Raw genomic sequence first — 18270 nt, forward strand, 5'->3', positions numbered from 1 at the left:
CGGAAACGCGCGGTTTTCCCGGCGCGGAAACAACCCGGTCAGACCGGCCGCCAGACATGCAGGACATCCGCGCCCACCGCACGGCTCTCGATCAGCTCGAAACGCGGCGCATCCGCGAGCCGTCCGACGCCAAGCGCGCCGAGCCCCGGACGCCCCTCTGCGCCAAGCACAACGCCTGCGGTGAAGCCGACCAATTCGTCGACGAGCCCCGCACCGAGTAGCGTCGCGGCAAGAGCCCCGCCGCCTTCGCAGAATACGCGGGTCAAGCCGCGCTCCCCGAGCGCCTCCAGCGCCGAAAGCGGATCGATCTGGCGTCCTGCAAGCCGGCACGGCAAGAGCGTCGCACCCAGACCTTCCCATGCCTCGCGGATCTCGGGCCGGATGTCGGGCCCATGACAGATCCAGACCGGCACCTCCTGCGCTGTGCGGGCGAGCTGACCCATCAGCGGCAGATCAAGGAGCCGCGAGACCACCACGCGCACCGGCTGACGACGCGCGCCGAAGCCGCGCACGGTCAGCGCCGGATCGTCCGCCCGCGCGGTGCCCGCACCCACCATGACTGCGTCCGAGCGCGCCCGCGCGCCGTGAACCCAGACACGTGCCTCGGGGTCCGTGATCCATTGGCTCTCGCCGCTGGCAGTCGCGATGCGTCCATCGAACGAACTGGCAAGCTTCAATGTCACGCGGGGCCGACCGCGCTGAATGCGGGCGAGGAAGCCCGCGTGATCCTCAGCCGCCTCCGCGGCCAGAACGCCGGTCGTCACCTCGATCCCCGCCGCACGGAGCGACGCGAAGCCTCGACCGGAAACGCGCGGATCGCTGTCAGCGAAAGGAGAGACGACGCGGGCGACCCCGGCCGCGATCAGTGCCTCGGTACAAGGAGGGGTCAGACCGTGATGGGCACAGGGTTCAAGGGTGACATAGGCCGTCGCGCCCCGCGCGGCCTCGCCGGCCCCGCGCAGCGCCTCGGTCTCGGCATGGGGTCGTCCGCCAGCTTGCGTCCAGCCGCGCCCGACGATGCGCCCGTCCCGCACGATCACGCAACCGACGGCCGGGTTGGGCCAGGTCTGCCCCACACACCGGCGGCCCAGGCTCAGGGCATGGGCCATATGGCGCTCGTCTTCCCCGGTCACTTGTCGGGCGGTCTGAGCTCGCTCACGAACTTGTCGAAATCGTCCGCGGCCTGGAAATTTTTGTAGACGCTTGCGAAGCGGACATAGGCCACGGTGTCGATCCGCGCGAGCGCCTCCATGACGATCTCGCCGATCTGCTTGGAGGGAATGTCCGTCTCGCCCATGCTTTCGAGCCGCCGCACGATACCCGATATCATCTGGTCGATGCGTTCGGGCTCCACGGGCCGCTTCTGCATTGCGATCCGGATCGAGCGTTCGAGCTTGTCACGGTCGAAATCCTCGCGCCGCCCGTTGGTCTTGATGACCACGAGATCGCGCAGCTGAACCCGCTCATAGGTCGTGAAACGCCCGCCACAGGCCGGACAGAACCGCCGACGCCTGATCGAGACATGATCCTCGGCAGGCCGCGAATCCTTTACCTGTGTGTCGATATTTCCGCAAAACGGGCAGCGCATGCACCGTCCCCCTTGGTCTTTTCTGCCTCAAAAATGGGGTTGGCCCCCACTTATCCACAGTCACTATAGGAGCTTGGCCATAATTTGGGTAGAGGGGATTTTCACCCCCTATATGGAGGGTTGGTCATGCAACAGATGGGCCGCGACCTGCCGCGTATGCGGCGCATCGCGATGCTCGAAGAGATAAATTCCTTGCCAGGTGCCAAGCGCCAGCCGCCCGGCCTTGACGGGAACGGACAGCGAGACGGGCAACATCGCGGCCTTGATATGCCCCGGCATATCGTCGGGGCCCTCATAGGTGTGCGTGAGGTAGGACATCGACGGATCGCTCGTCGGCGGCACGAGCCGCTGCATATAGGCCAGAAGATCGTGACGAACTTCCGGATCGGCGTTTTCCTGGATCAGCAAGCTGGCCGATGTGTGGCGAATAAAAAGGGTGAGCAGACCATCGCCTGTCACCCAAGAGGCCACCTCGTCGGTGAACTCGTAGAGGCCCTGCCCGCGCGTCGCGATCGTGAAGGTCGTTTGCATGAGGCGACGTTAGCGAAGCTTGAGCCGGCCCGGCATCACACCTCGGAGACGACGCAGCGCACCTCTGGCAGGTCACTTTGCCCCCAATTGAAGAGGACGGGCGTGCCGTTGTCATGCACTGCGGGCATGGAGGCGACCTGCGCCAGTGTCTCGCGGCACTCAGCGAGCTCGTCGGCGGTCACGTCGATTTCGATCACCTCGCGCGTGTCGCGGTCGAGGACGTCTGTCGCGCCGAGCGCTGCTGCGGCGATGAAGGTGAAGCCGGCGGCGGCGGCGAGTACGATACGGTTCATGGGACTTTCCCCCGTGTTGCTTGGCGGAAAAACGCCTATCTGCGGCAAAGGTTTCACTTCGGCCGGTGAACGCTACGTCACGAAAACGTCGACAATCCCCGCGTCCTCCTTCGAAACCCCCGAGGGTCACGGTGCGTTGTCGCGGGTAATTTCACTGATGAACAAAGGAGTTGGATCATGGCCGGAAAGACGATTTTCATCACCGGGGCATCCTCTGGCATTGGTGCCGAGAGCGCCCGTGCCGCCGTTCAAGCCGGTTGGAACGTGGGGCTTTTCGCGCGTTCCGAGGACAAGATCGCGGAGCTGGCCTCTGAACTGGGCGACAAGGCGATGGCCCTGCCGGGCGATGTGACCGACATGTCCTCGCAGGTGGAGGCGCTCGACAAGCTGGCAGATCAGTTCGGCTCGGTTGATGCGGCCTTTGCCAATGCCGGCACAGGGCTCAGCGCAGCGGGCACCGAGGCGGGCGATCCCGAGGAATGGGAAAAGCTGGTGCAGATCAACATTCTCGGCCTGCTCTGGACGACGAAAGCCGCGATGCCGCACCTGAAGAAAAGCAAGGGCCAGTTGCTTCTGACCGGCTCGGCCGCCGGTCGGCGGCACATCAAGGGGTCCGTCTACGGGGCCTCTAAGTGGTTCGTGCACGGATACGGCGGCAATCTGGCCGAGGAGATGCGCGAATTCGGCGGTCGCTGCACGGTGATCGCGCCGGGCATGGTCGACACGCCCTTCTTCGACAGCCCCAAGCCCGACAAGCTGCATCCCGAGGATATCGCACGCTCTGTGGTCTTCGCGCTCGAGGCCGACCCGCGGGCTAATGTGCAGGAAGTCTTCGTGATGCCGGTCAATTGATGCGGCCCTCGGGCGGGCAGACGATGCCCGCCCGTATCATCTATTGCTGAACTATCGGATCGGGTTCGGGCAGGTAGACGGTGCCGGGAGCCTTGAGATCGCTGGCTTGAACGAAGCCGGCAGGCAGCGATGCTGCCGCCAAGGGAAAGCTGGCAATCGCGACAAGCGTGGTGGTCAGGATCAGGGAGGAAAGGCGCATGACGGGTCTCCTGTCTGGATCTCCTCCATATCGTCACCGACGATGCCGCCTGACAGGCCAAGCCGCGCAGGGCCGCTGTGCGCCCAGCGCGGAACGGATCAGCCGAAGAGGCGCGCGCCCTGCTCGTCGATCATCTGCTTGGCCTTGCGAACCGCGGCGTCCATCGCCTCGTCGCGATCGCGGATCACATCCGCGCGAACGAGGCGATGGCTCTTCGTCTCGCCGCCAATCTCCTTCTCGATCCGGGCGGCCAGCCGAAACTGGCCATCCTCGGGGATTGGCTCGGGAATGATGGTGAACCCCTGATAGTCCACCGCGGTCCCTGCAACGGGCGACGCACTGCCCTCGCTCTTGCTGCCACCGCCGCCAAAGAGACGTTTCAGGATCGACATTCGCGCATCCTCACTGGTCGAGGAACGACCGCAACTTGCGCGACCGGCTCGGATGCTTGAGCTTTCTCAGCGCCTTCGCCTCGATCTGGCGGATCCGTTCGCGTGTCACGCTGAACTGCTGGCCAACCTCTTCGAGAGTGTGGTCGGTGTTCATGCCGATGCCGAAGCGCATCCGCAAAACCCGTTCCTCGCGCGGAGTGAGCGAGGATAGAACCCGCGTCGTGGTTTCCTTGAGGTTGTCCTGGATCGCGGCATCGAGCGGCAGAACCGCGTTCTTGTCCTCGATGAAGTCGCCGAGCTGGCTGTCTTCCTCGTCGCCGATGGGCGTTTCGAGGCTGATCGGCTCCTTGGCGATCTTCATCACCTTGCGGACCTTCTCGAGCGGCATCTGCAGCTTCTCGGCCAGCTCTTCCGGCGTCGGCTCGCGGCCGATCTCGTGGAGCATCTGGCGGCCGGTCCGCACGAGTTTGTTGATCGTCTCGATCATGTGGACAGGGATGCGGATCGTGCGCGCCTGGTCCGCGATGGAGCGCGTGATCGCCTGGCGGATCCACCACGTCGCGTAGGTCGAGAACTTGTAGCCGCGCCGATACTCAAACTTGTCCACGGCCTTCATCAGGCCGATATTGCCCTCCTGGATGAGGTCCAGGAACTGCAACCCGCGGTTCGTGTATTTCTTGGCGATGGAGATGACGAGCCGCAGGTTCGCCTCGACCATTTCCTTCTTGGCCTGCCTGGCTTCCTTCTCGCCTTTCTGGACCTGCTGAACGATGCGGCGGAACTCGGAAATGTCGAGACCGACATACTGGCCGACCTGCGCCATGTCCGAGCGCAACTCCTCGACCTTGTCGGTGGATTTCTCGATGAAGGTCTGCCAGCCCCGTCCCGGCTTTTCGGACATACGCTCCATCCAGTTCGGATCGAGCTCGTAGCCGCGATAGGCGTCGATGAATTCACGGCGGTTGATGCGGGCCTGGTCGGCGAGCTTCACCATCGCGCTGTCGATCGACATGATCCGGCGGTTGATGCCGTAAAGCTGGTCGACCAGCGCCTCGATACGGTTGTTGTGCAGATGCAGGCCGTTCACCAGTTCCACGATCTCGGATCGGAGTTTCTGGTAGGTCGCCTCGTCCGCCTCGGAGAAGGAGCCGTCCTCGTTCAGCGTGGCGGAGATGCGGTTGTCCTGCATCGCGGCGAGCTGTTCGTAATCCTGCGCGATCCGGTCGAGGGTCTCGAGGACACGCGGCTTGAGCGCGGCCTCCATCGCGGCGAGCGACATGTTCGCCTGCTCGTCCTCTTCCTCGTCGTCATCGTCGTTGTTGCGGATCGGGTTGCCGTCGGCGTCGAGCTCGGGCTCGTCGGATTTCTTCTCCGGCTTGCGGGCCTCGGAGGCCTGATGCTTCTCGGATGCCAGATCGTCCTGAGCCACGGCGGCGGCCAGCTCCTGGCCGTCCTCGCCCATCTGCCCCGAGAACGTCGTCTCGAGGTCGATCACGTCGCGCAGAAGAATGTCTTCGCTCAGAAGTTCCTCGCGCCAGATCGTGATGGCCTGGAAGGTCAGCGGGCTTTCGCACAGCCCCGCGATCATCGTGTTGCGGCCGGCCTCGATGCGCTTGGCGATGGCGATCTCGCCTTCGCGGGACAGCAGCTCCACCGAGCCCATCTCGCGCAGGTACATCCGCACCGGATCGTCGGTCCGGTCGAGCTTTTCCTGCCCGCCCGAGGACACCGCGACGTCCTTGCCCTTGGAGGCGTCGACGACTTCGGTCGAGGTCGACTTGCCGTCATCCTCGTCCTCGGCCTCTTCATCCTCTTCGGTCACCTGGATGCCCATCTCCGAGAGCATCGACATCACGTCCTCGATCTGGTCCGAAGAGACCTGATCCTGAGGCAACACCTCGTTCAGCTGATCGTAGGTGATGTAGCCGCGTTCCTTCGCCTCGGCGATCATCCGTTTGACCGCGGCCTGGCTCATGTCGAAAGAGACGTCCTCTTCCTGCGTGTCCGGCTTGGCGTCGTCATTGTCTTTGGCGGCCATCAATTGCTCCTTCGAAGCGGGAGAATCCGTGGGCAGGTGATTCGTTGGTCCGAATCAATAGCGCGATCACCTGATTCGCACACCCGTCTGCCCATGATTCTTTGTCACTTTCTTGCGTCTCAGCCGCGGTTTCGGCCCTTCTCGAACGAGATCGTGTCGAGAAGCGCGGCAAAGGATTGTCGTTCTGCCTTGTCCACCAGGGCACCATTCGCCCCCGTATCGTATTCCGTATCGTCCTCCCGTTGCGCGCGTGCGGCGCGCGCGCGGGCCTCTGCAGCCTGGCCGAGACGCCATGTCAGCGCCTCGTCTGCGCCCTCGCCCATGTCCTCGACCGCCTCGGCGATCTCGGCCTCGAGTCCGTGGACTGCGCCCAGCTTGGCAAGTTCCTCGGCAATCGTCAGCCGCGCCAATTCCATATCGTCGGGATGGCGCAAACACGGCGTGATGGCGAGATGGCGCGCTCCAAGGAAAGATTCAAGAGGCTCCGCACCGATCGCCGACCGGGCAAGCTCCATCGCGGCCTCTCGGGTCTGGGGCGCGCCGCGCAGAAGGGCATCGCGCACGGCCCGGTGCTCCGGCGTCTCGCATCGCATCTCCTCGAGCGCCGCGTCGAACTCATCGACAAGGCCGGGCGCGTTCAGGAGCGTCGCGAGGATCACTTGCTCACGCAGATGCCGCTCGCCGGCCGCGCCACCCGAAACCAGAAGCGACGCCTTCGCCGCCTCGGTGGGCTGCGGCGGCGCATCGCGCCCCCGCCAGGTCGTCCGGCCTGCCGAAGGCGTCCGCTTCGGTCGGAAGAGCTGCCAGCGCAGCTCCTTGATCTCCTGACCGTAGTGATGGCGCAGGGACGGATCGCGGATCATCTGCACCTTCTCGCGCAGCGCCCGGTCGAGCGCTGCCTTGCGCTCCGGGCTGTCGAACACGCGGCCTTCGGTCTCGCGCTGCCACAAGAGCTGAACCATCGGCAACGCGTTCGCCAGAACCTTCGAGACACCGTCTGCGCCTTCGCTGCGAATGAGATCGTCGGGATCGAGCCCTTCGGGCATCAAGGCAAACCGCAAGGACTTGCCCGCCTCGAGGAGCGGCAATGCGAGGTCGATCACCCGGTAGGCCGCGCGCACGCCCGCCGTGTCGCCGTCGAGCGCGATGATCGGCTCGTCCGCGACGCGCCAGAGGAGATGCAGCTGGTTTTCCGTGATCGCCGTACCGAGCGGCGCGACGGACGCCTCGAACCCCGCCCGGGAAAGCGCGATCACGTCCATGTAGCCTTCAGCCACGATGAGCTGCTGTCCCTTGCCCGCAGCTTCCCGCGCGGGACCGAGATTGTAGAGATTGCGCCCCTTGTCGAAGAGCTCGGTCTCGGAGGAATTGAGGTACTTCGCCTTGTCCGCCGGGTCCATCGCCCGGCCGCCGAAGGCGATGGCGCGCCCGCGCCCGTCGCGGATCGGGAAGAGGATGCGGTTGCGGAATACATCGTATGGCTTACCGCCCTTCGACGATGGCCGCGCGAGGCCAGCCTGAAGGATCAGGTCCGCCGCGATCCCCTTGCCGGTCAGATGATCCCAAAGCGTCTGCCAGCCTTCGGGCGCAAAGCCGATCTCGAACCGTTCGAGGGCCGCCGCATCGAGGCCGCGGCGCTTGAGATAGTCGCGCGCCTCTCCCGCAGCCATGGTATTGAGCTGCATCCGGTAGAAGCGGACCGCATCTTCCATGACGCGGGCAAGCTCGGTGCGGTGGTCCGCCTTTTCCTGCGCCTTGGGATCTCGCGCCGGCATCGTCAGCCCGGCTTCGCCTGCAAGGATCTCGACGGCTTCCATGAAGCCGACATTCTCCGTGTCCTTCACGAAAGAGATCGCGTCGCCTTTCGCATGGCAGCCGAAGCAGTAGTAAAAGCCCTTCTTGTCGTCGACATGGAAGGAGGCGGTCTTTTCGTGGTGGAACGGACAGGGTGCCCAGAGGTCGCCCTTGGCCTGGTTGGACTTGTGCTTGTCCCACATGACCTTCCGTCCCACGACCTGGCTCAGGCTCGTGCGGCTGCGGAGTTCATCCAGGAAACCGGGGGGCAGACTCATGGGTAGAATATCGGGCCTCGCGCGGGCCGAGTCCAGAAGCCGCGCGCGAGGCCGATCATGCGACCGGAATTGAGATGATCACATATTCTCACATTGGGCAGCCCAGCTCTCCCCAACTTCGGGGCCGAGCTGGTCCTCGGGCAGCGAGTAGATCCATTCGGAAATCTGCGGCACGACGGATACGTACTTCTCGGCCGAGCCGGTCAGCTCGCCCGACACCTTGGCTTGCGCGGCCTGCCGGCTGTCGCCGGATTGGCGTGCTTCCACCACCTGCATGACGATATCCGACTGGACCCCACATTCAGATCCGGTGTCCTGCGCGAGGATCGGAGTTGCGAGTGAGGAGAGCGCGATGGCTGCAATTGCTGTTCTCATTGGGTCGTCCTCTCGAAAGGTGCGAATTGCCGTATAAACGCCTCGCGTCAGAAAGAGTTGCGGACGCGATGGAGCGTTGGCTCCGCTGACGGCGGAAAAAAGCCGAAAGGCGCACGGCCGTGTCAGAGTCCCTTGGCACGATAGCTCTGCGCCACGCGGTCGATCGCGACCATGTAGGCCGACGTGCGGAGATCGGTCACGTCCTCCCGCTCGATCCACGGCTCGCGCATGGACTGGTAGGCCACGCGCATCGTGTCATCGAGCCCCGAGCGGACGAGTTCCAGCTCGTCGGCGCCATGCAGGTAGCGCTGCTTGAAATCGTCCGACAGGCTCCACGTCCCGCCAAGCGCAGAGGACAGCCGGTCGAGCTCGTTCACGATCAGCTCCTGCCGCCCCTCATCGAGACGCCGCTGCATCCGGCCGAAGCGGATATGGCTGAGATTCTTGACCCATTCGAAATAGGACACCGTCACACCGCCAGCATTGGCGTAGAGGTCGGGAATGACCACGGTGCCCCGCATCCGCAGACGCTCGTCGGCCCCGGCGGTGATCGGTCCGTTCGCCGCCTCGATGATGAGGGGGGCCTTGATCCGGTCGACATTACCGAGATGAACCACGCCTTCGAGCGCCGCCGGGATCAGGATGTCGCATTCGGCTTCGAGCAGCGACGCACCGTCGGTGATGTATTCCGCCTCGGGAAATCCTTTCAATCCGCCGGTCTCGTTCATGTATTCGCGGACGTGATCCACCGCGATCCCGGCCTCGTTCCACAGCCCGCCATCGCGCTCGGCGATGCCGACGATCCGGACGCCATCCTCCTGCGCGAGGAACTTCGCCGCGTGGTAGCCCACGTTGCCGAGGCCCTGAACCACGACCCGTTTTCCGTCGAGCTTGCCCTCGAATCCGGCACGGCGGACGTCCTCGGGATGCCTGAAATACTCCCTCAGCGCGTATTGCACGCCGCGCCCCGTCGCCTCGACGCGGCCGTGAATGCCGCCCGCGTTGAGCGGCTTGCCGGTCACGCAGGCACGCGCGTTGATGTCGGTGGTGGCCATGCGCGCATATTGGTCCGCCATCCACGCCATCTCACGCTCGGACGTGCCCATGTCGGGCGCGGGCACGTTCTGGGACGGATTGATCAGGTCGCGCTTGATCAGCTCATAGGCGAAGCGGCGGGTGATCAGTTCCATCTCGTGCTCGTCGTATTCGCGCGGATCGACGCAAAGCCCGCCCTTCGAGCCGCCGAACGGCGCTTCGACGAGCGCGCATTTGAAGGTCATCAGCGCCGCCAGCGCCTCGACCTCGTCCTGGCTGACCGACATGTCGAAGCGGATACCGCCCTTTACCGGCTCCATATGCTCCGAATGGACGGAGCGGTAACCGACGAATGTCTGGATCTCGCCGCGCAGCCGCACCCCGAACCGCACCGTGTAGGTGGAATTGCAGACCTGGATCTTCTTTCGAAGGCCGGGGCTGATCTCCATCAGGTCTGCCGCGCGGTTATACATGATGTTCACGCTGTCGCGGAACGACGGCTCGGTCGGTCTGGTGCCTTGGATCGTCACTGTCGCACTCCCTGCCCCGCGCCGCGGGAAGATCAGGCGTCGCCGCCGGCGCGGGCGCGCGGCGACACGCCCCGAGCTTCGCGCACCTGAGCCGCGGCGTCCATGCGAAAGCCTCAAGGTTAACAATTACGGCGAAATCATGGCGATCGGTTTCGAGCGCGGAGACAGATCGGAACGCCGCACATGATTGTCGGCCCGGCGTCACCAAATGCCCAAATCCATTGGGAAAACGGTCTTATTTTAGCCCATTTGCCAGTGCAAGAACCTCCGGTGCGGGACCGATCCGGTCTCAAAAAAGACGGTTAATGCCGCAGGCCCCATCAGGGGCGGGAAAGGTACGGAATGTGCAAGACCAGTGAAAAGGGACGAGCCCTTCGTCACCAGGGCATCGCGAAGCTCTCTCACAGAGCGTCGACTGCGGTCGCGCGGTTCTTCCACTCCGAAGATGGCAACATGTCGATCTTCGCTGTGTTCGGATCGCTCAGCCTGATCGCAATCGGCGGTGTGGGCATCGACATGATGCACGCGGAGATGAAGCGCACCAAATTGCAGAACACGCTCGACCGCGCGGTGCTCGCCGCGGCCGACCTCGACCAGACACTCGATGCCGAGAGCGTGGTGCGCGATTACTTCGACAAGTCGCGTATGCCCGACGCGCTCACCTTCGTCGATCCCGACGAGGGGCTGAACTATCGCCGCGTGACGGCCAAGGCCGAAGAAGCGCTCGACGCGAACTTCACCAAGATCCTCGGGATCGACCGGTTCAACGCCAAGGCGACGGCGGTCGCTCAGGAACATATCCAAAACGTCGAGATCTCGCTTGTGCTCGACATCTCGGGCTCGATGGCCGACCCGGCAAGCGGAACCACAGACGACAAGATCGACCTGCTGCAGGACGCGGCGGACACCTTCATCGAAACCGTGCTCGGCGAGGATAACGAAGGCCTCGTGTCCGTGTCTCTGGTTCCCTATTCCGAGCACGTGAATGCTGGCCCCGACATCGCCAACCAGCTGAACGTGGACTGGCGGCACGGATATTCCCACTGCCTCGAGTTCCCCGACTCCGCGTTCACCTCCGCTGCGCTGAACACGCATACGACGTACGAGCAGATGCAGCATTTCCAGTGGAACTACTTCGGATTTAACGAGGTCGTCGACACGATCTGCCCGCAATACAGCTACGAGCGGATCCAGGCGTTCTCCAACAACGAGACATCGCTGAAGAACCAGATCGACAAACTCGAGCCGCGCGCCGGCACGTCGATCTTCCTCGGCATGAAATGGGGCACGGCGCTGCTCGATCCCTCGACGCGCGGCATCGCGACCAACATCAACTCCAGCGCGGCCGACGACTCGCCGCTCAAGGGGCGCCCGTTCGATTACGGACGCGAGGACGTGCTCAAGACAATCGTTCTGATGACGGATGGTCAGCACGACAAGTCATACCGGCTGTCCAACTGGGTGTATGACCACCGTGACGAGGTCGCGCACTGGGCGCGCTACAACCTCTGGTATTACCTGAACCGGAACGTCCATTCATACAACCGCTCGTCTTTCTACTACCAGAAGTACAACGCCGAACTCGGTGACAGGCTTCTCGACGACATCTGCGATGCCGCCAAGGCGAAGGACATCGTGATCTGGGCCGTCGGCTTCGAAGTGGAGGATCACGGCCGGTCCGTGATGCAGAACTGCGCCTCGTCGCCCTCCCATTACTTCGACGTGGACGGCGTGGAAATCGAAGACGCGTTCCGCTCCATCGCTCGCTCGATCAACCAGCTGAGGCTCACCCAATGATGCGCTCACTTCTCAACTCTACCCGCGGCTTCTGGCGCGACGAAGACGGATCGTCCGTCGTGCCATTCGCCCTCTGGGCACCGGTCTTCGTGGCCGTGATCCTCTCGGGCGTCGAGCTTGCGACCCTGACCGCACGCCACACCTCGCTGGAGCAGGCGCTCGACCTGACAGTGCGCGACGTGCGCCTCGGCACCGGGACGACCTACACGCGTGCCAGCCTGAAGGAAGCGATCTGCGACCGGGCCAGCATCCTGCCCGATTGCATCGAGAACCTTCAGCTCGAGATGGTCAGCCTCGACCTGCGCGACTGGACGGACCCGCCGAGCCAGGCCGCCTGCGCCGACACGAGCGGCGGCGGTGGCAGCAACGTGGGCGAAGCGACCCCGGTCGTGAAATTCGAATACGGGCGTGACAACGAAATGATGTTCCTGCGCGCCTGCTACATATTCGATCCGATCGCGCCGACATCCGATTTCAGTCAGGCGCTCGTCAAGGACGCCAATGGCTACTCGGCCATCGTCTCCAGCGCTGCCTTCGTGCACGAACCGAGCTGAGGTGAGACCATGCTGACACGTTTCAAATCCGCACTGGCCCGGTTCCGCGAGGACACCGCTGGCACGGTAACCGTCGAGGCGGTGATCGTCTTCCCGCTCCTGCTGTGGCTTTTCGGAGCGACATGGGTCTGGTTCGACGTCTCGCGCCAGCAGGCCGTGAACCAGAAGGCCAACTTCACCATCGCCGATGCGATCTCTCGCGAGACCGATCCGCTGACGCAAGACTACATCGACAACGCCTACAAGCTCATGAAGCACATGACTAAGGCCGGCAACGACGACCTCGACATGCGTATCAGCGTCGTTCAGTATACCAGTAACAACGACAGGTACGATGTGCTCTGGTCGGAGGCGCGTGGCGAGTATTCCGCGCTGCAAACGAACGACGCGAACACGTTTCGCAGCCGACTGCCGGTCATGGCGAACAACGACCAGCTGATCCTCGTCGAGACCTGGGACGACTACGCCCCCGTTCTGGAAGCTGGATTGTCGCCCTTCGAGATCGAGACCTTCTCCTTCACCCGTCCGCGTTTCGCGCCGCAAGTGCTGTTCGAAGGCAAGACCTACAACGCGAATAACGGTCACGGGAACGGCGATCAGAATGCGTCCGGCGGGTCGCTCTGCAACAACAATGCAGAGAATGCCGACGAAGGCGATGCCGCCAACGAGTGCAACGAGAATATCGATGGCTCGGAGAACCAGGGCACCGGCGAATCGAAGAAAAAGAAATGGTGGTGGTGGTAATCGTCACCCCATCTCACGCTCGGCGAGCATGATGGAGATCGCATCGGCCATCGGCCGGGTCTGGGACGCGGGCGTCACGCCCCCCACGGCCACCCGCCGCCCCAGCGACCAATAAAGACCGGGCCGCCAGCTTCGCGCTTGGCGGCCCGTCATCTTCAGAACGAAGCCGTTCGACGGCTTCATCGCGAACATTCCCCGGTCCACTGCCACAACGTCGTCGAGCCGTGCCAGCACTCGGCCCGTGCTGTCTCTGAGCTCATGCCGCGTCAGCTCCAGCCGCAACGCCGTGGCCTTGTGCATCGCCTGCGCCATCCAGAGCGCGCCGAGCCCGATCACGACCAGAACGATCATCCAGCCCGGCGGCGGTGGCGAGGCTGCTGCAACGTAGAGCGAAAACGCGCCCACGATCGCGAGGCTCAGGATCCCGAACCAGCGGCGGCCCTGCGAGGCACGGATTTCGGCGAGGATTTCGTCGGACATGGGGTGGCCTTCGATCTTGATCTCGTCCCGCCTTTAGGCGCTCGGCCCGGTGAAGGGAAGCCGGGGCCTTTCCCTTGCCCGCGCCCCATGCCACCTTCGCTTACGAAACGGAGGCACACCCGCATGGCCATCACCACCTGCATCTTCGACGCCTATGGCACGCTCTTCGACGTCGCTGCCGCTGCCCGCACCGCCGCCGAAGAGCCTGGCCGCGACGCGCTCAAGGCCGTCTGGACGGAGATCGCGGAGGATTGGCGGCTGAAGCAACTGCAATACACATGGCTTCGGACCATCACCGGAGAGCACGTGCCCTTCTGGGACGTCACGAAGGACGGGCTCGACTGGGCGCTGGAGCGGCAAGGGCTGAGCGAGGATCTGGAGCTGCGCGAGCGCCTTCTCGCGCTCTACTGGGAACTCGCGCCGTTCCCCGAAGTCCCGAAGATGCTGGCGCAGCTGAAGGCCGCCGGCAAGACCTGCGCGATCCTCTCGAACGGCAGCCCGGACATGCTGGAAGGTGCTGTCGACAGCGCCGGGATCGAGGAATATCTCGACGCGGTTCTTTCGGTCGAGGAGGTGGGCATCTTCAAGCCGGCCCGCGCCGTCTACGACATGGTCGGCGCGCGGTTCGGCACGACGCCGGACGAGGTGCTGTTCGTGTCCTCCAATGGCTGGGATGCCGCCGGAGCGGCGGGATACGGGTTCCAGACGGTCTGGGTGAACCGCAAAGGCGAGCCCACCGACCGCTTGCCCGGCCGTCCCCATCACAACCTGCCCGACCTTTCGGGCCTGCCGGAGCTTGTGTCCTGATGCCCCGTTTCACCACCTCGGACGGTCTGTCGCTGCATTATACCGACGATGGCGCGGGCCTGCCGCTGCTTTGTCTTGCCGGGCTTACCCGCGACGGGCACGATTTCGACTACGTCGCTCCGCATCTCGAAGGCGTGCGGCTGATCCGGCTCGATTATCGCGGGCGCGGGCAATCCGATTGGGGCGATCCCGAGACCTACACGATCCCGGTCGAAGCGCGTGACGCGGTGGAGCTGCTGGATCATCTCGAGATCGACAAGACGGCGATCCTCGGCACGTCGCGCGGCGGGCTCATCGCGATGATGCTGGCCGCGACCTCGAAGGACCGCCTCTCGGCTGTCGCGCTCAACGATATCGGGCCGGAAATCGCACCCGAGGGCCTCGAGGTCATCAAGGATTACCTGGGCCGCAACCCGGTCTGGAAGAGCTACGAGGAAGCCGCCGACGTGATCGGTGCCCGGATGGCGGGATTCGACAACGTGCCGCCGGAACGCTGGGCGCAGGAGGTGCGGACGCTGTTCCGCGAAGGGCCGGACGGGCTCGTCATCCCCTACGATCCGAAACTGCGCGAGGCGGTTCTCGGCACCGGCGCGCAGCCCGCGCCCGACCTCTGGCCGCTCTTCGAAGCGCTCTCGGGCCTGCCGCTTTGTACGATCCGGGGCGCGAACTCGAACCTGTTGTCGCCCAAGACCTTCGCCGAGATGCGCAAGCGCCGTCCCGACATGGTCGCGACCGAAGTGCCCGACCGGGGGCATATCCCCTTCCTCGACGAGCCGGAAGCGCTCGACGCGCTGTCGCGCTGGCTGAAGATGGTGCGCTGATGGACATCGATCGCATCCGGGCCGCGAAAGCCCGCCTCGACGGACATGCGCGCGTCACGCCGCTTCTGTCGTCGCCCTTCCTAGACGAGATCGCGGGACGGCGCGTCCTGGTCAAACCGGAGTGCCTGCAAGTCACCGGCAGCTTCAAGTTTCGCGGTGCGTGGTCGGCGCTCTCGGCGCTCGAGCCCGCCGCGCGCTCGAAGGGCGTGATTGCCTTCTCCTCGGGAAACCACGCGCAGGGCGTGGCTCATGCGGCGCGCCTCCACGAGGTGCCGTCCGTCATCGTGATGCCGGCGGATGCGCCGAAGCTGAAGATCGACAACACGCGCGCGCTTGGGGCCGAGGTGGTGCTATACGACCGCGCGACCGAAGACCGGGACGCCATCGGCGCAGAGCTTGCCGAGGAGCGCGGTCTGACTCTGGTCAAACCCTTCGACGAGCCGGAAGTGATCGCCGGACAAGGCATCTGCGGGCTCGAAATCGCGGAGCAGGCGCGTGCGCTCGGCATCGAGGAGGCAGACCTCCTTGTCTGCTGCGGTGGCGGCGGCTTCACGTCCGGCATCGCGCTGGCCTGCGAGGCCGATGCGCCGGGCCTCCGGGTGCGCCCGGTCGAGCCCGAGGGGTTCGACGATGTCACCCGCTCCCTTGAAGCAGGCACGCCGCAGCGCAACGCGGCTCTCTCCGGCGGCCTGTGCGATGCGATCGTGACGCCTGAGCCCGGCAAGCTGACCTTCCCGATCATGCAGCGGCTCTGCGGGCCTGGCGTCGTGGTCAGCGAGGCGGAGGCGCTTGCCGCGATGCGCGAGGCGTTCCTGCGCCTGAAGCTCGTGGCGGAACCTGGCGGCGCGGTGGCGTTGGCCGCGGCGCTCTACCATTCAGAGAAGATCGCGGGGGATGCGGTGATCGTTACGATCTCCGGCGGCAATGTCGATCCGGAAATCTTCGCTCAGGCGCTCGCAGCGCGCTCGAGCGCCGGATAACGCCAGGCCATCGTCAGCCCGCGGAAGACGAAGGACAGGATCAGCGCCGCCCAGAGCCCGTGATTGCCGTAGGCCGGGATCAACAGCGCCGCGACCACGAAATAGCCCGCCGCGGAAATGACCATCAGGTTCCGCATGTCCGCCGTCCGCGTCGCGCCGATATAGATGCCGTCGAGCATCCAGGCGGCGAGCCCGAGTACTGGCGCCGCAACCATCCACGGCAGGTAGCGACGGGCCTCGTCGACGACCTCGGGCGCATCGGCCATGATCTCGATGATCGCACTGCCGAAGAGCGCGAAGGCGAGCGCCAGAAGGACGGTCGAGACCAGCCCCCAGAAGGAAGCGATAAGGCTGCCGCGCCGCACGGTGGCGACGGCGCGCGCTCCGAAAGCCTGTCCGACGATGGCTTCCGCCGCGAAGGCGAACCCGTCGAGGGCATAGGCCGTGATGTGCAGGAATTGCAAAAGCACCTGGTTGGCCGCGAGCGTGACATCGCCAAGGCCCGAGCCCATGAACATGAAGGAGGTGAAGATCGCCGTCAGCAGGGCGGAGCGGATCAGGATATCTCCGTTCACCCGAGCCATGTTCGCAAGTTTCACCCGGTCGAAGACCCGCGCCCAGTCGCGCCAATCTGGCACGCGGAACGCCGCGCGGCAGAGCCAGAGCCCGAGCGCCAGGCCCGCCCATTCGGCGATGAACGTGCCCCATGCCGCGCCTTCGACGCCGAAACCGAGGCCCAGGACGAGCCAGATCGACAGCGCGGCATTAAGAAGGTTCATGCCCACTTGCAGAACGAGAACGGCGCGGGTGCGCTCCGCCGCGATCAGCCAGCCGACGATGCCGTAGATCGCAATCGCCGCCGGGGCGGACCAGACGCGGATCCCCATGTAGTCGCGCGCGAGGTCTTCGACTTCGGCACTGGCGGGGGCAAGCTGGAACGCGCCCCAGAACAGAAGGCTTTGTGCGGCGATGAAGACCGTGCCCGCCGCAAGGCCGATCATCAGAACCCGCGTCAGGAGCGCGGCGACCTCGGCACGGTTGCCCTGCCCCGCTGCCTGGGCGGCAAGTCCCGTCGTGCCCATCCGCAGAAAGCCGAAGATCCAGTAGATCGATTGCAGGATGATCGCGCCGAGCCCCACGGCGCCGATGGGCGCGGCAGCCCCAAGCTGGCCGACGACGCCCGTGTCGACCGCGCCGAGGATCGGGATCGTGGCGTTCGACAGAACGATCGGCAGCGCGATCTTCAGAACGCGCGCATGGGTGACATCCTCGGGACGGGTGAGCCCCTCGGCGGTCTCAGACATCGCCGCGCGGCATCAGGAAATGCGCCGTGCCCATCGCGAAGGGCCGGTCGCGGTTGTCCTGCCAGGCCTCGGCCATCACGCTGGCGTAACGGCGGCCCGAACGGGTGACGCGGGCACGCGCATAGGCGTCGCGCGGCAGGCCCGAGCGCAGATAATCGACCGTGAAATCGATGGTCTTCGGCAGCCGCGGCAGTTCTCCGGCCTCGAGCTCGTCGACGCGAATCTCTCCGGATTCGACGTCCTCCCAGAGCCATTGATAGCTGAGCGTGATGATCGCGGTCATCTCCAGGAAGGCCGCGGTCACCCCCCCGTGGATCGCCGGCAAGAACGGGTTGCCGATCAGATCGTCCTTGAACGGCAGGATCGCGGTCAGTTCGTCCCCCCGCCGGTCGAAGACAATGCCGAGCGTCTGAATATACGGAACGCCCCCTGCCAGCGCATGAAGCGCGGCATCGCGGCGTTGCTTGACGACCTGCACGGGTTCGGGGCGGCGTCTGTCGGCCATCATTTGCCCTCCACGGTGAAGGCGCCCGTCGCGGTGGCGACCGGGTTGTCGCTGTCCGCGTCGGTCGCGGTGGCGCGCACGAAGGCGACGTTGCGCGTGATATGGGTGCAGCGTGCCTCGGCGGTGATCGTATCACCGGGCTTGGCCGCGCGCATGTAGTCGATTCTGAGATCGATCGTTGCGGTGCCGCCGGGCGCGGTCGGATGGCTCATCACCGCCGCTCCGCCGCAGGTATCCATCAGTGCTGAAACCGCCCCGCCATGAATTACGCCGGTCTTCGGATCGCCGACGATCCGCTCGCTATAGGGCATGGTAATGCGGGCATAGCCATCGCCGATCTCCTCGATCTGCATTCCGAGCATCTTGGAATGCG

Annotated in this window: 21 protein-coding genes; 7 read left to right on the forward strand and 14 right to left on the reverse strand. The window is 64.8% G+C overall.

What is annotated here, in order from left to right; translation table 11 throughout:
- Positions 1-38: 38 nt before the first annotated feature.
- The 4 genes from ribD to FIU91_RS13460 all read right to left on the reverse strand — a co-directional run bounded on the left by ribD (position 39) and on the right by FIU91_RS13460 (position 2412).
- On the reverse strand, positions 39-1109 hold the full coding sequence (ribD, locus tag FIU91_RS13445; protein WP_152462846.1) for a bifunctional diaminohydroxyphosphoribosylaminopyrimidine deaminase/5-amino-6-(5-phosphoribosylamino)uracil reductase RibD: 1071 nt from the start codon (positions 1107-1109) through the stop codon (positions 39-41).
- A gap of 20 nt (positions 1110-1129) precedes the next feature.
- The gene (gene nrdR / locus FIU91_RS13450; RefSeq protein ID WP_093009311.1) at positions 1130-1588 is read right to left on the reverse strand and encodes a transcriptional regulator NrdR; all 459 of its coding nucleotides are present in this window, start codon (positions 1586-1588) and stop codon (positions 1130-1132) included.
- Between the two features lie 108 nt (positions 1589-1696).
- Positions 1697-2119, reverse strand: coding sequence for a secondary thiamine-phosphate synthase enzyme YjbQ (locus FIU91_RS13455; RefSeq protein ID WP_152462848.1), 423 nt, complete (start codon positions 2117-2119; stop codon positions 1697-1699).
- Between the two features lie 35 nt (positions 2120-2154).
- Positions 2155-2412: a hypothetical protein gene (locus FIU91_RS13460; protein ID WP_093009312.1), complete on the reverse strand. Its 258-nt coding sequence runs from the start codon at positions 2410-2412 to the stop codon at positions 2155-2157.
- Positions 2413-2589: 177 nt separating this feature from the next.
- Here FIU91_RS13460 and FIU91_RS13465 point away from each other — a divergent pair, with 177 nt between their 5' ends.
- A complete protein-coding gene (locus FIU91_RS13465; protein ID WP_093009313.1) occupies positions 2590-3264 on the forward strand; it encodes an SDR family oxidoreductase in 675 nt (224 codons plus the stop codon).
- Between the two features lie 40 nt (positions 3265-3304).
- Here FIU91_RS13465 and FIU91_RS19470 read toward each other — a convergent pair whose 3' ends face one another.
- The 6 genes from FIU91_RS19470 to FIU91_RS13490 all read right to left on the reverse strand — a co-directional run bounded on the left by FIU91_RS19470 (position 3305) and on the right by FIU91_RS13490 (position 9848).
- Positions 3305-3463 carry a hypothetical protein gene (locus tag FIU91_RS19470; RefSeq protein ID WP_172975010.1) on the reverse strand — a complete coding sequence of 53 codons (159 nt, stop codon included), beginning with the start codon at positions 3461-3463 and terminating at the stop codon, positions 3305-3307.
- 98 nt (positions 3464-3561) lie between these two features.
- Positions 3562-3855 (reverse strand): HlyU family transcriptional regulator, encoded by a 294-nt coding sequence (locus tag FIU91_RS13470; RefSeq protein WP_152462850.1) that lies wholly within the window; start codon positions 3853-3855, stop codon positions 3562-3564.
- A 10-nt stretch (positions 3856-3865) separates the two neighbouring features.
- A complete protein-coding gene (gene rpoD / locus FIU91_RS13475; RefSeq protein ID WP_152462852.1) occupies positions 3866-5893 on the reverse strand; it encodes an RNA polymerase sigma factor RpoD in 2028 nt (675 codons plus the stop codon).
- Positions 5894-6012: 119 nt separating this feature from the next.
- Positions 6013-7965 carry a DNA primase gene (dnaG, locus tag FIU91_RS13480; RefSeq protein ID WP_152462853.1) on the reverse strand — a complete coding sequence of 651 codons (1953 nt, stop codon included), beginning with the start codon at positions 7963-7965 and terminating at the stop codon, positions 6013-6015.
- Between the two features lie 78 nt (positions 7966-8043).
- Positions 8044-8340, reverse strand: coding sequence for a hypothetical protein (locus FIU91_RS13485; RefSeq protein WP_152462855.1), 297 nt, complete (start codon positions 8338-8340; stop codon positions 8044-8046).
- A 122-nt stretch (positions 8341-8462) separates the two neighbouring features.
- Positions 8463-9848: a Glu/Leu/Phe/Val dehydrogenase gene (locus tag FIU91_RS13490; RefSeq protein ID WP_152463738.1), complete on the reverse strand. Its 1386-nt coding sequence runs from the start codon at positions 9846-9848 to the stop codon at positions 8463-8465.
- Between the two features lie 510 nt (positions 9849-10358).
- Between FIU91_RS13490 and FIU91_RS13495 the strand changes: the two genes are divergently transcribed.
- Genes FIU91_RS13495 through FIU91_RS13505 form a run of 3 tightly spaced genes read left to right on the forward strand, consistent with a single transcriptional unit; the run spans position 10359 to position 13000 of the window.
- Positions 10359-11702 carry a Tad domain-containing protein gene (locus tag FIU91_RS13495; RefSeq protein WP_254701967.1) on the forward strand — a complete coding sequence of 448 codons (1344 nt, stop codon included), beginning with the start codon at positions 10359-10361 and terminating at the stop codon, positions 11700-11702.
- Positions 11699-12256: a TadE/TadG family type IV pilus assembly protein gene (locus FIU91_RS13500; RefSeq protein ID WP_152462859.1), complete on the forward strand. Its 558-nt coding sequence runs from the start codon at positions 11699-11701 to the stop codon at positions 12254-12256. The genes FIU91_RS13495 and FIU91_RS13500 overlap by 4 nt, the downstream gene beginning before the upstream one ends.
- A 9-nt stretch (positions 12257-12265) precedes the next feature.
- Positions 12266-13000, forward strand: a complete 735-nt coding sequence (locus FIU91_RS13505) for a TadE/TadG family type IV pilus assembly protein (RefSeq protein WP_152462860.1) — start codon at positions 12266-12268, stop codon at positions 12998-13000.
- 3 nt (positions 13001-13003) lie between these two features.
- Here FIU91_RS13505 and FIU91_RS13510 read toward each other — a convergent pair whose 3' ends face one another.
- Positions 13004-13480 carry a hypothetical protein gene (locus FIU91_RS13510; protein WP_152462862.1) on the reverse strand — a complete coding sequence of 159 codons (477 nt, stop codon included), beginning with the start codon at positions 13478-13480 and terminating at the stop codon, positions 13004-13006.
- Positions 13481-13603: 123 nt separating this feature from the next.
- Here FIU91_RS13510 and FIU91_RS13515 point away from each other — a divergent pair, with 123 nt between their 5' ends.
- The 3 genes from FIU91_RS13515 to FIU91_RS13525 are packed head-to-tail and all read left to right on the forward strand — an operon-like array spanning position 13604 to position 16088.
- Positions 13604-14287, forward strand: a complete 684-nt coding sequence (locus FIU91_RS13515; RefSeq protein WP_152462863.1) for a haloacid dehalogenase type II — start codon at positions 13604-13606, stop codon at positions 14285-14287.
- Positions 14287-15108 carry an alpha/beta fold hydrolase gene (locus tag FIU91_RS13520; RefSeq protein WP_152462865.1) on the forward strand — a complete coding sequence of 274 codons (822 nt, stop codon included), beginning with the start codon at positions 14287-14289 and terminating at the stop codon, positions 15106-15108. Before FIU91_RS13515 ends, FIU91_RS13520 begins: the two co-directional genes overlap by 1 nt.
- Positions 15108-16088 (forward strand): threonine/serine dehydratase, encoded by a 981-nt coding sequence (locus tag FIU91_RS13525; protein WP_152462866.1) that lies wholly within the window; start codon positions 15108-15110, stop codon positions 16086-16088. Before FIU91_RS13520 ends, FIU91_RS13525 begins: the two co-directional genes overlap by 1 nt.
- On the opposite strand, the gene FIU91_RS13530 is transcribed toward FIU91_RS13525, so the two are convergent.
- Genes FIU91_RS13530 through FIU91_RS13540 form a run of 3 tightly spaced genes read right to left on the reverse strand, consistent with a single transcriptional unit; the run spans position 16055 to position 18259 of the window.
- On the reverse strand, positions 16055-17392 hold the full coding sequence (locus tag FIU91_RS13530) for an MATE family efflux transporter (protein WP_152462868.1): 1338 nt from the start codon (positions 17390-17392) through the stop codon (positions 16055-16057). The genes FIU91_RS13525 and FIU91_RS13530 overlap by 34 nt on opposite strands.
- Positions 17385-17900, reverse strand: coding sequence for a PaaI family thioesterase (locus tag FIU91_RS13535; protein WP_371418175.1), 516 nt, complete (start codon positions 17898-17900; stop codon positions 17385-17387). The genes FIU91_RS13530 and FIU91_RS13535 overlap by 8 nt, the downstream gene beginning before the upstream one ends.
- On the reverse strand, positions 17897-18259 hold the full coding sequence (locus tag FIU91_RS13540) for a PaaI family thioesterase (protein ID WP_093009712.1): 363 nt from the start codon (positions 18257-18259) through the stop codon (positions 17897-17899). Before FIU91_RS13540 ends, FIU91_RS13535 begins: the two co-directional genes overlap by 4 nt.
- Between the last annotated feature and the right edge of the window lie 11 nt (positions 18260-18270).

The sequence above is a fragment of the Roseivivax sp. THAF30 genome (assembly GCF_009363575.1).
GTDB lineage: Bacteria > Pseudomonadota > Alphaproteobacteria > Rhodobacterales > Rhodobacteraceae > Roseivivax > Roseivivax halotolerans.

Bases quoted from the DNA above. Each gene is read 5' to 3' on its own strand.
- ribD (WP_152462846.1), bottom strand. From the start codon at position 1,109: ATGGCCCATGCCCTGAGCCTGGGCCGCCGGTGTGTGGGGCAGACCTGG.
- nrdR (WP_093009311.1), bottom strand. From the start codon at position 1,588: ATGCGCTGCCCGTTTTGCGGAAATATCGACACACAGGTAAAGGATTCG.
- FIU91_RS13455 (WP_152462848.1), bottom strand. From the start codon at position 2,119: ATGCAAACGACCTTCACGATCGCGACGCGCGGGCAGGGCCTCTACGAG.
- FIU91_RS13460 (WP_093009312.1), bottom strand. From the start codon at position 2,412: ATGAACCGTATCGTACTCGCCGCCGCCGCCGGCTTCACCTTCATCGCC.
- FIU91_RS13465 (WP_093009313.1), top strand. From the start codon at position 2,590: ATGGCCGGAAAGACGATTTTCATCACCGGGGCATCCTCTGGCATTGGT.
- FIU91_RS19470 (WP_172975010.1), bottom strand. From the start codon at position 3,463: ATGCGCCTTTCCTCCCTGATCCTGACCACCACGCTTGTCGCGATTGCC.
- FIU91_RS13470 (WP_152462850.1), bottom strand. From the start codon at position 3,855: ATGTCGATCCTGAAACGTCTCTTTGGCGGCGGTGGCAGCAAGAGCGAG.
- rpoD (WP_152462852.1), bottom strand. From the start codon at position 5,893: ATGGCCGCCAAAGACAATGACGACGCCAAGCCGGACACGCAGGAAGAG.
- dnaG (WP_152462853.1), bottom strand. From the start codon at position 7,965: ATGAGTCTGCCCCCCGGTTTCCTGGATGAACTCCGCAGCCGCACGAGC.
- FIU91_RS13485 (WP_152462855.1), bottom strand. From the start codon at position 8,340: ATGAGAACAGCAATTGCAGCCATCGCGCTCTCCTCACTCGCAACTCCG.
- FIU91_RS13490 (WP_152463738.1), bottom strand. From the start codon at position 9,848: ATGTATAACCGCGCGGCAGACCTGATGGAGATCAGCCCCGGCCTTCGA.
- FIU91_RS13495 (WP_254701967.1), top strand. From the start codon at position 10,359: ATGTCGATCTTCGCTGTGTTCGGATCGCTCAGCCTGATCGCAATCGGC.
- FIU91_RS13500 (WP_152462859.1), top strand. From the start codon at position 11,699: ATGATGCGCTCACTTCTCAACTCTACCCGCGGCTTCTGGCGCGACGAA.
- FIU91_RS13505 (WP_152462860.1), top strand. From the start codon at position 12,266: ATGCTGACACGTTTCAAATCCGCACTGGCCCGGTTCCGCGAGGACACC.
- FIU91_RS13510 (WP_152462862.1), bottom strand. From the start codon at position 13,480: ATGTCCGACGAAATCCTCGCCGAAATCCGTGCCTCGCAGGGCCGCCGC.
- FIU91_RS13515 (WP_152462863.1), top strand. From the start codon at position 13,604: ATGGCCATCACCACCTGCATCTTCGACGCCTATGGCACGCTCTTCGAC.
- FIU91_RS13520 (WP_152462865.1), top strand. From the start codon at position 14,287: ATGCCCCGTTTCACCACCTCGGACGGTCTGTCGCTGCATTATACCGAC.
- FIU91_RS13525 (WP_152462866.1), top strand. From the start codon at position 15,108: ATGGACATCGATCGCATCCGGGCCGCGAAAGCCCGCCTCGACGGACAT.
- FIU91_RS13530 (WP_152462868.1), bottom strand. From the start codon at position 17,392: ATGTCTGAGACCGCCGAGGGGCTCACCCGTCCCGAGGATGTCACCCAT.
- FIU91_RS13535 (WP_371418175.1), bottom strand. From the start codon at position 17,900: ATGATGGCCGACAGACGCCGCCCCGAACCCGTGCAGGTCGTCAAGCAA.
- FIU91_RS13540 (WP_093009712.1), bottom strand. From the start codon at position 18,259: ATGCTCGGAATGCAGATCGAGGAGATCGGCGATGGCTATGCCCGCATT.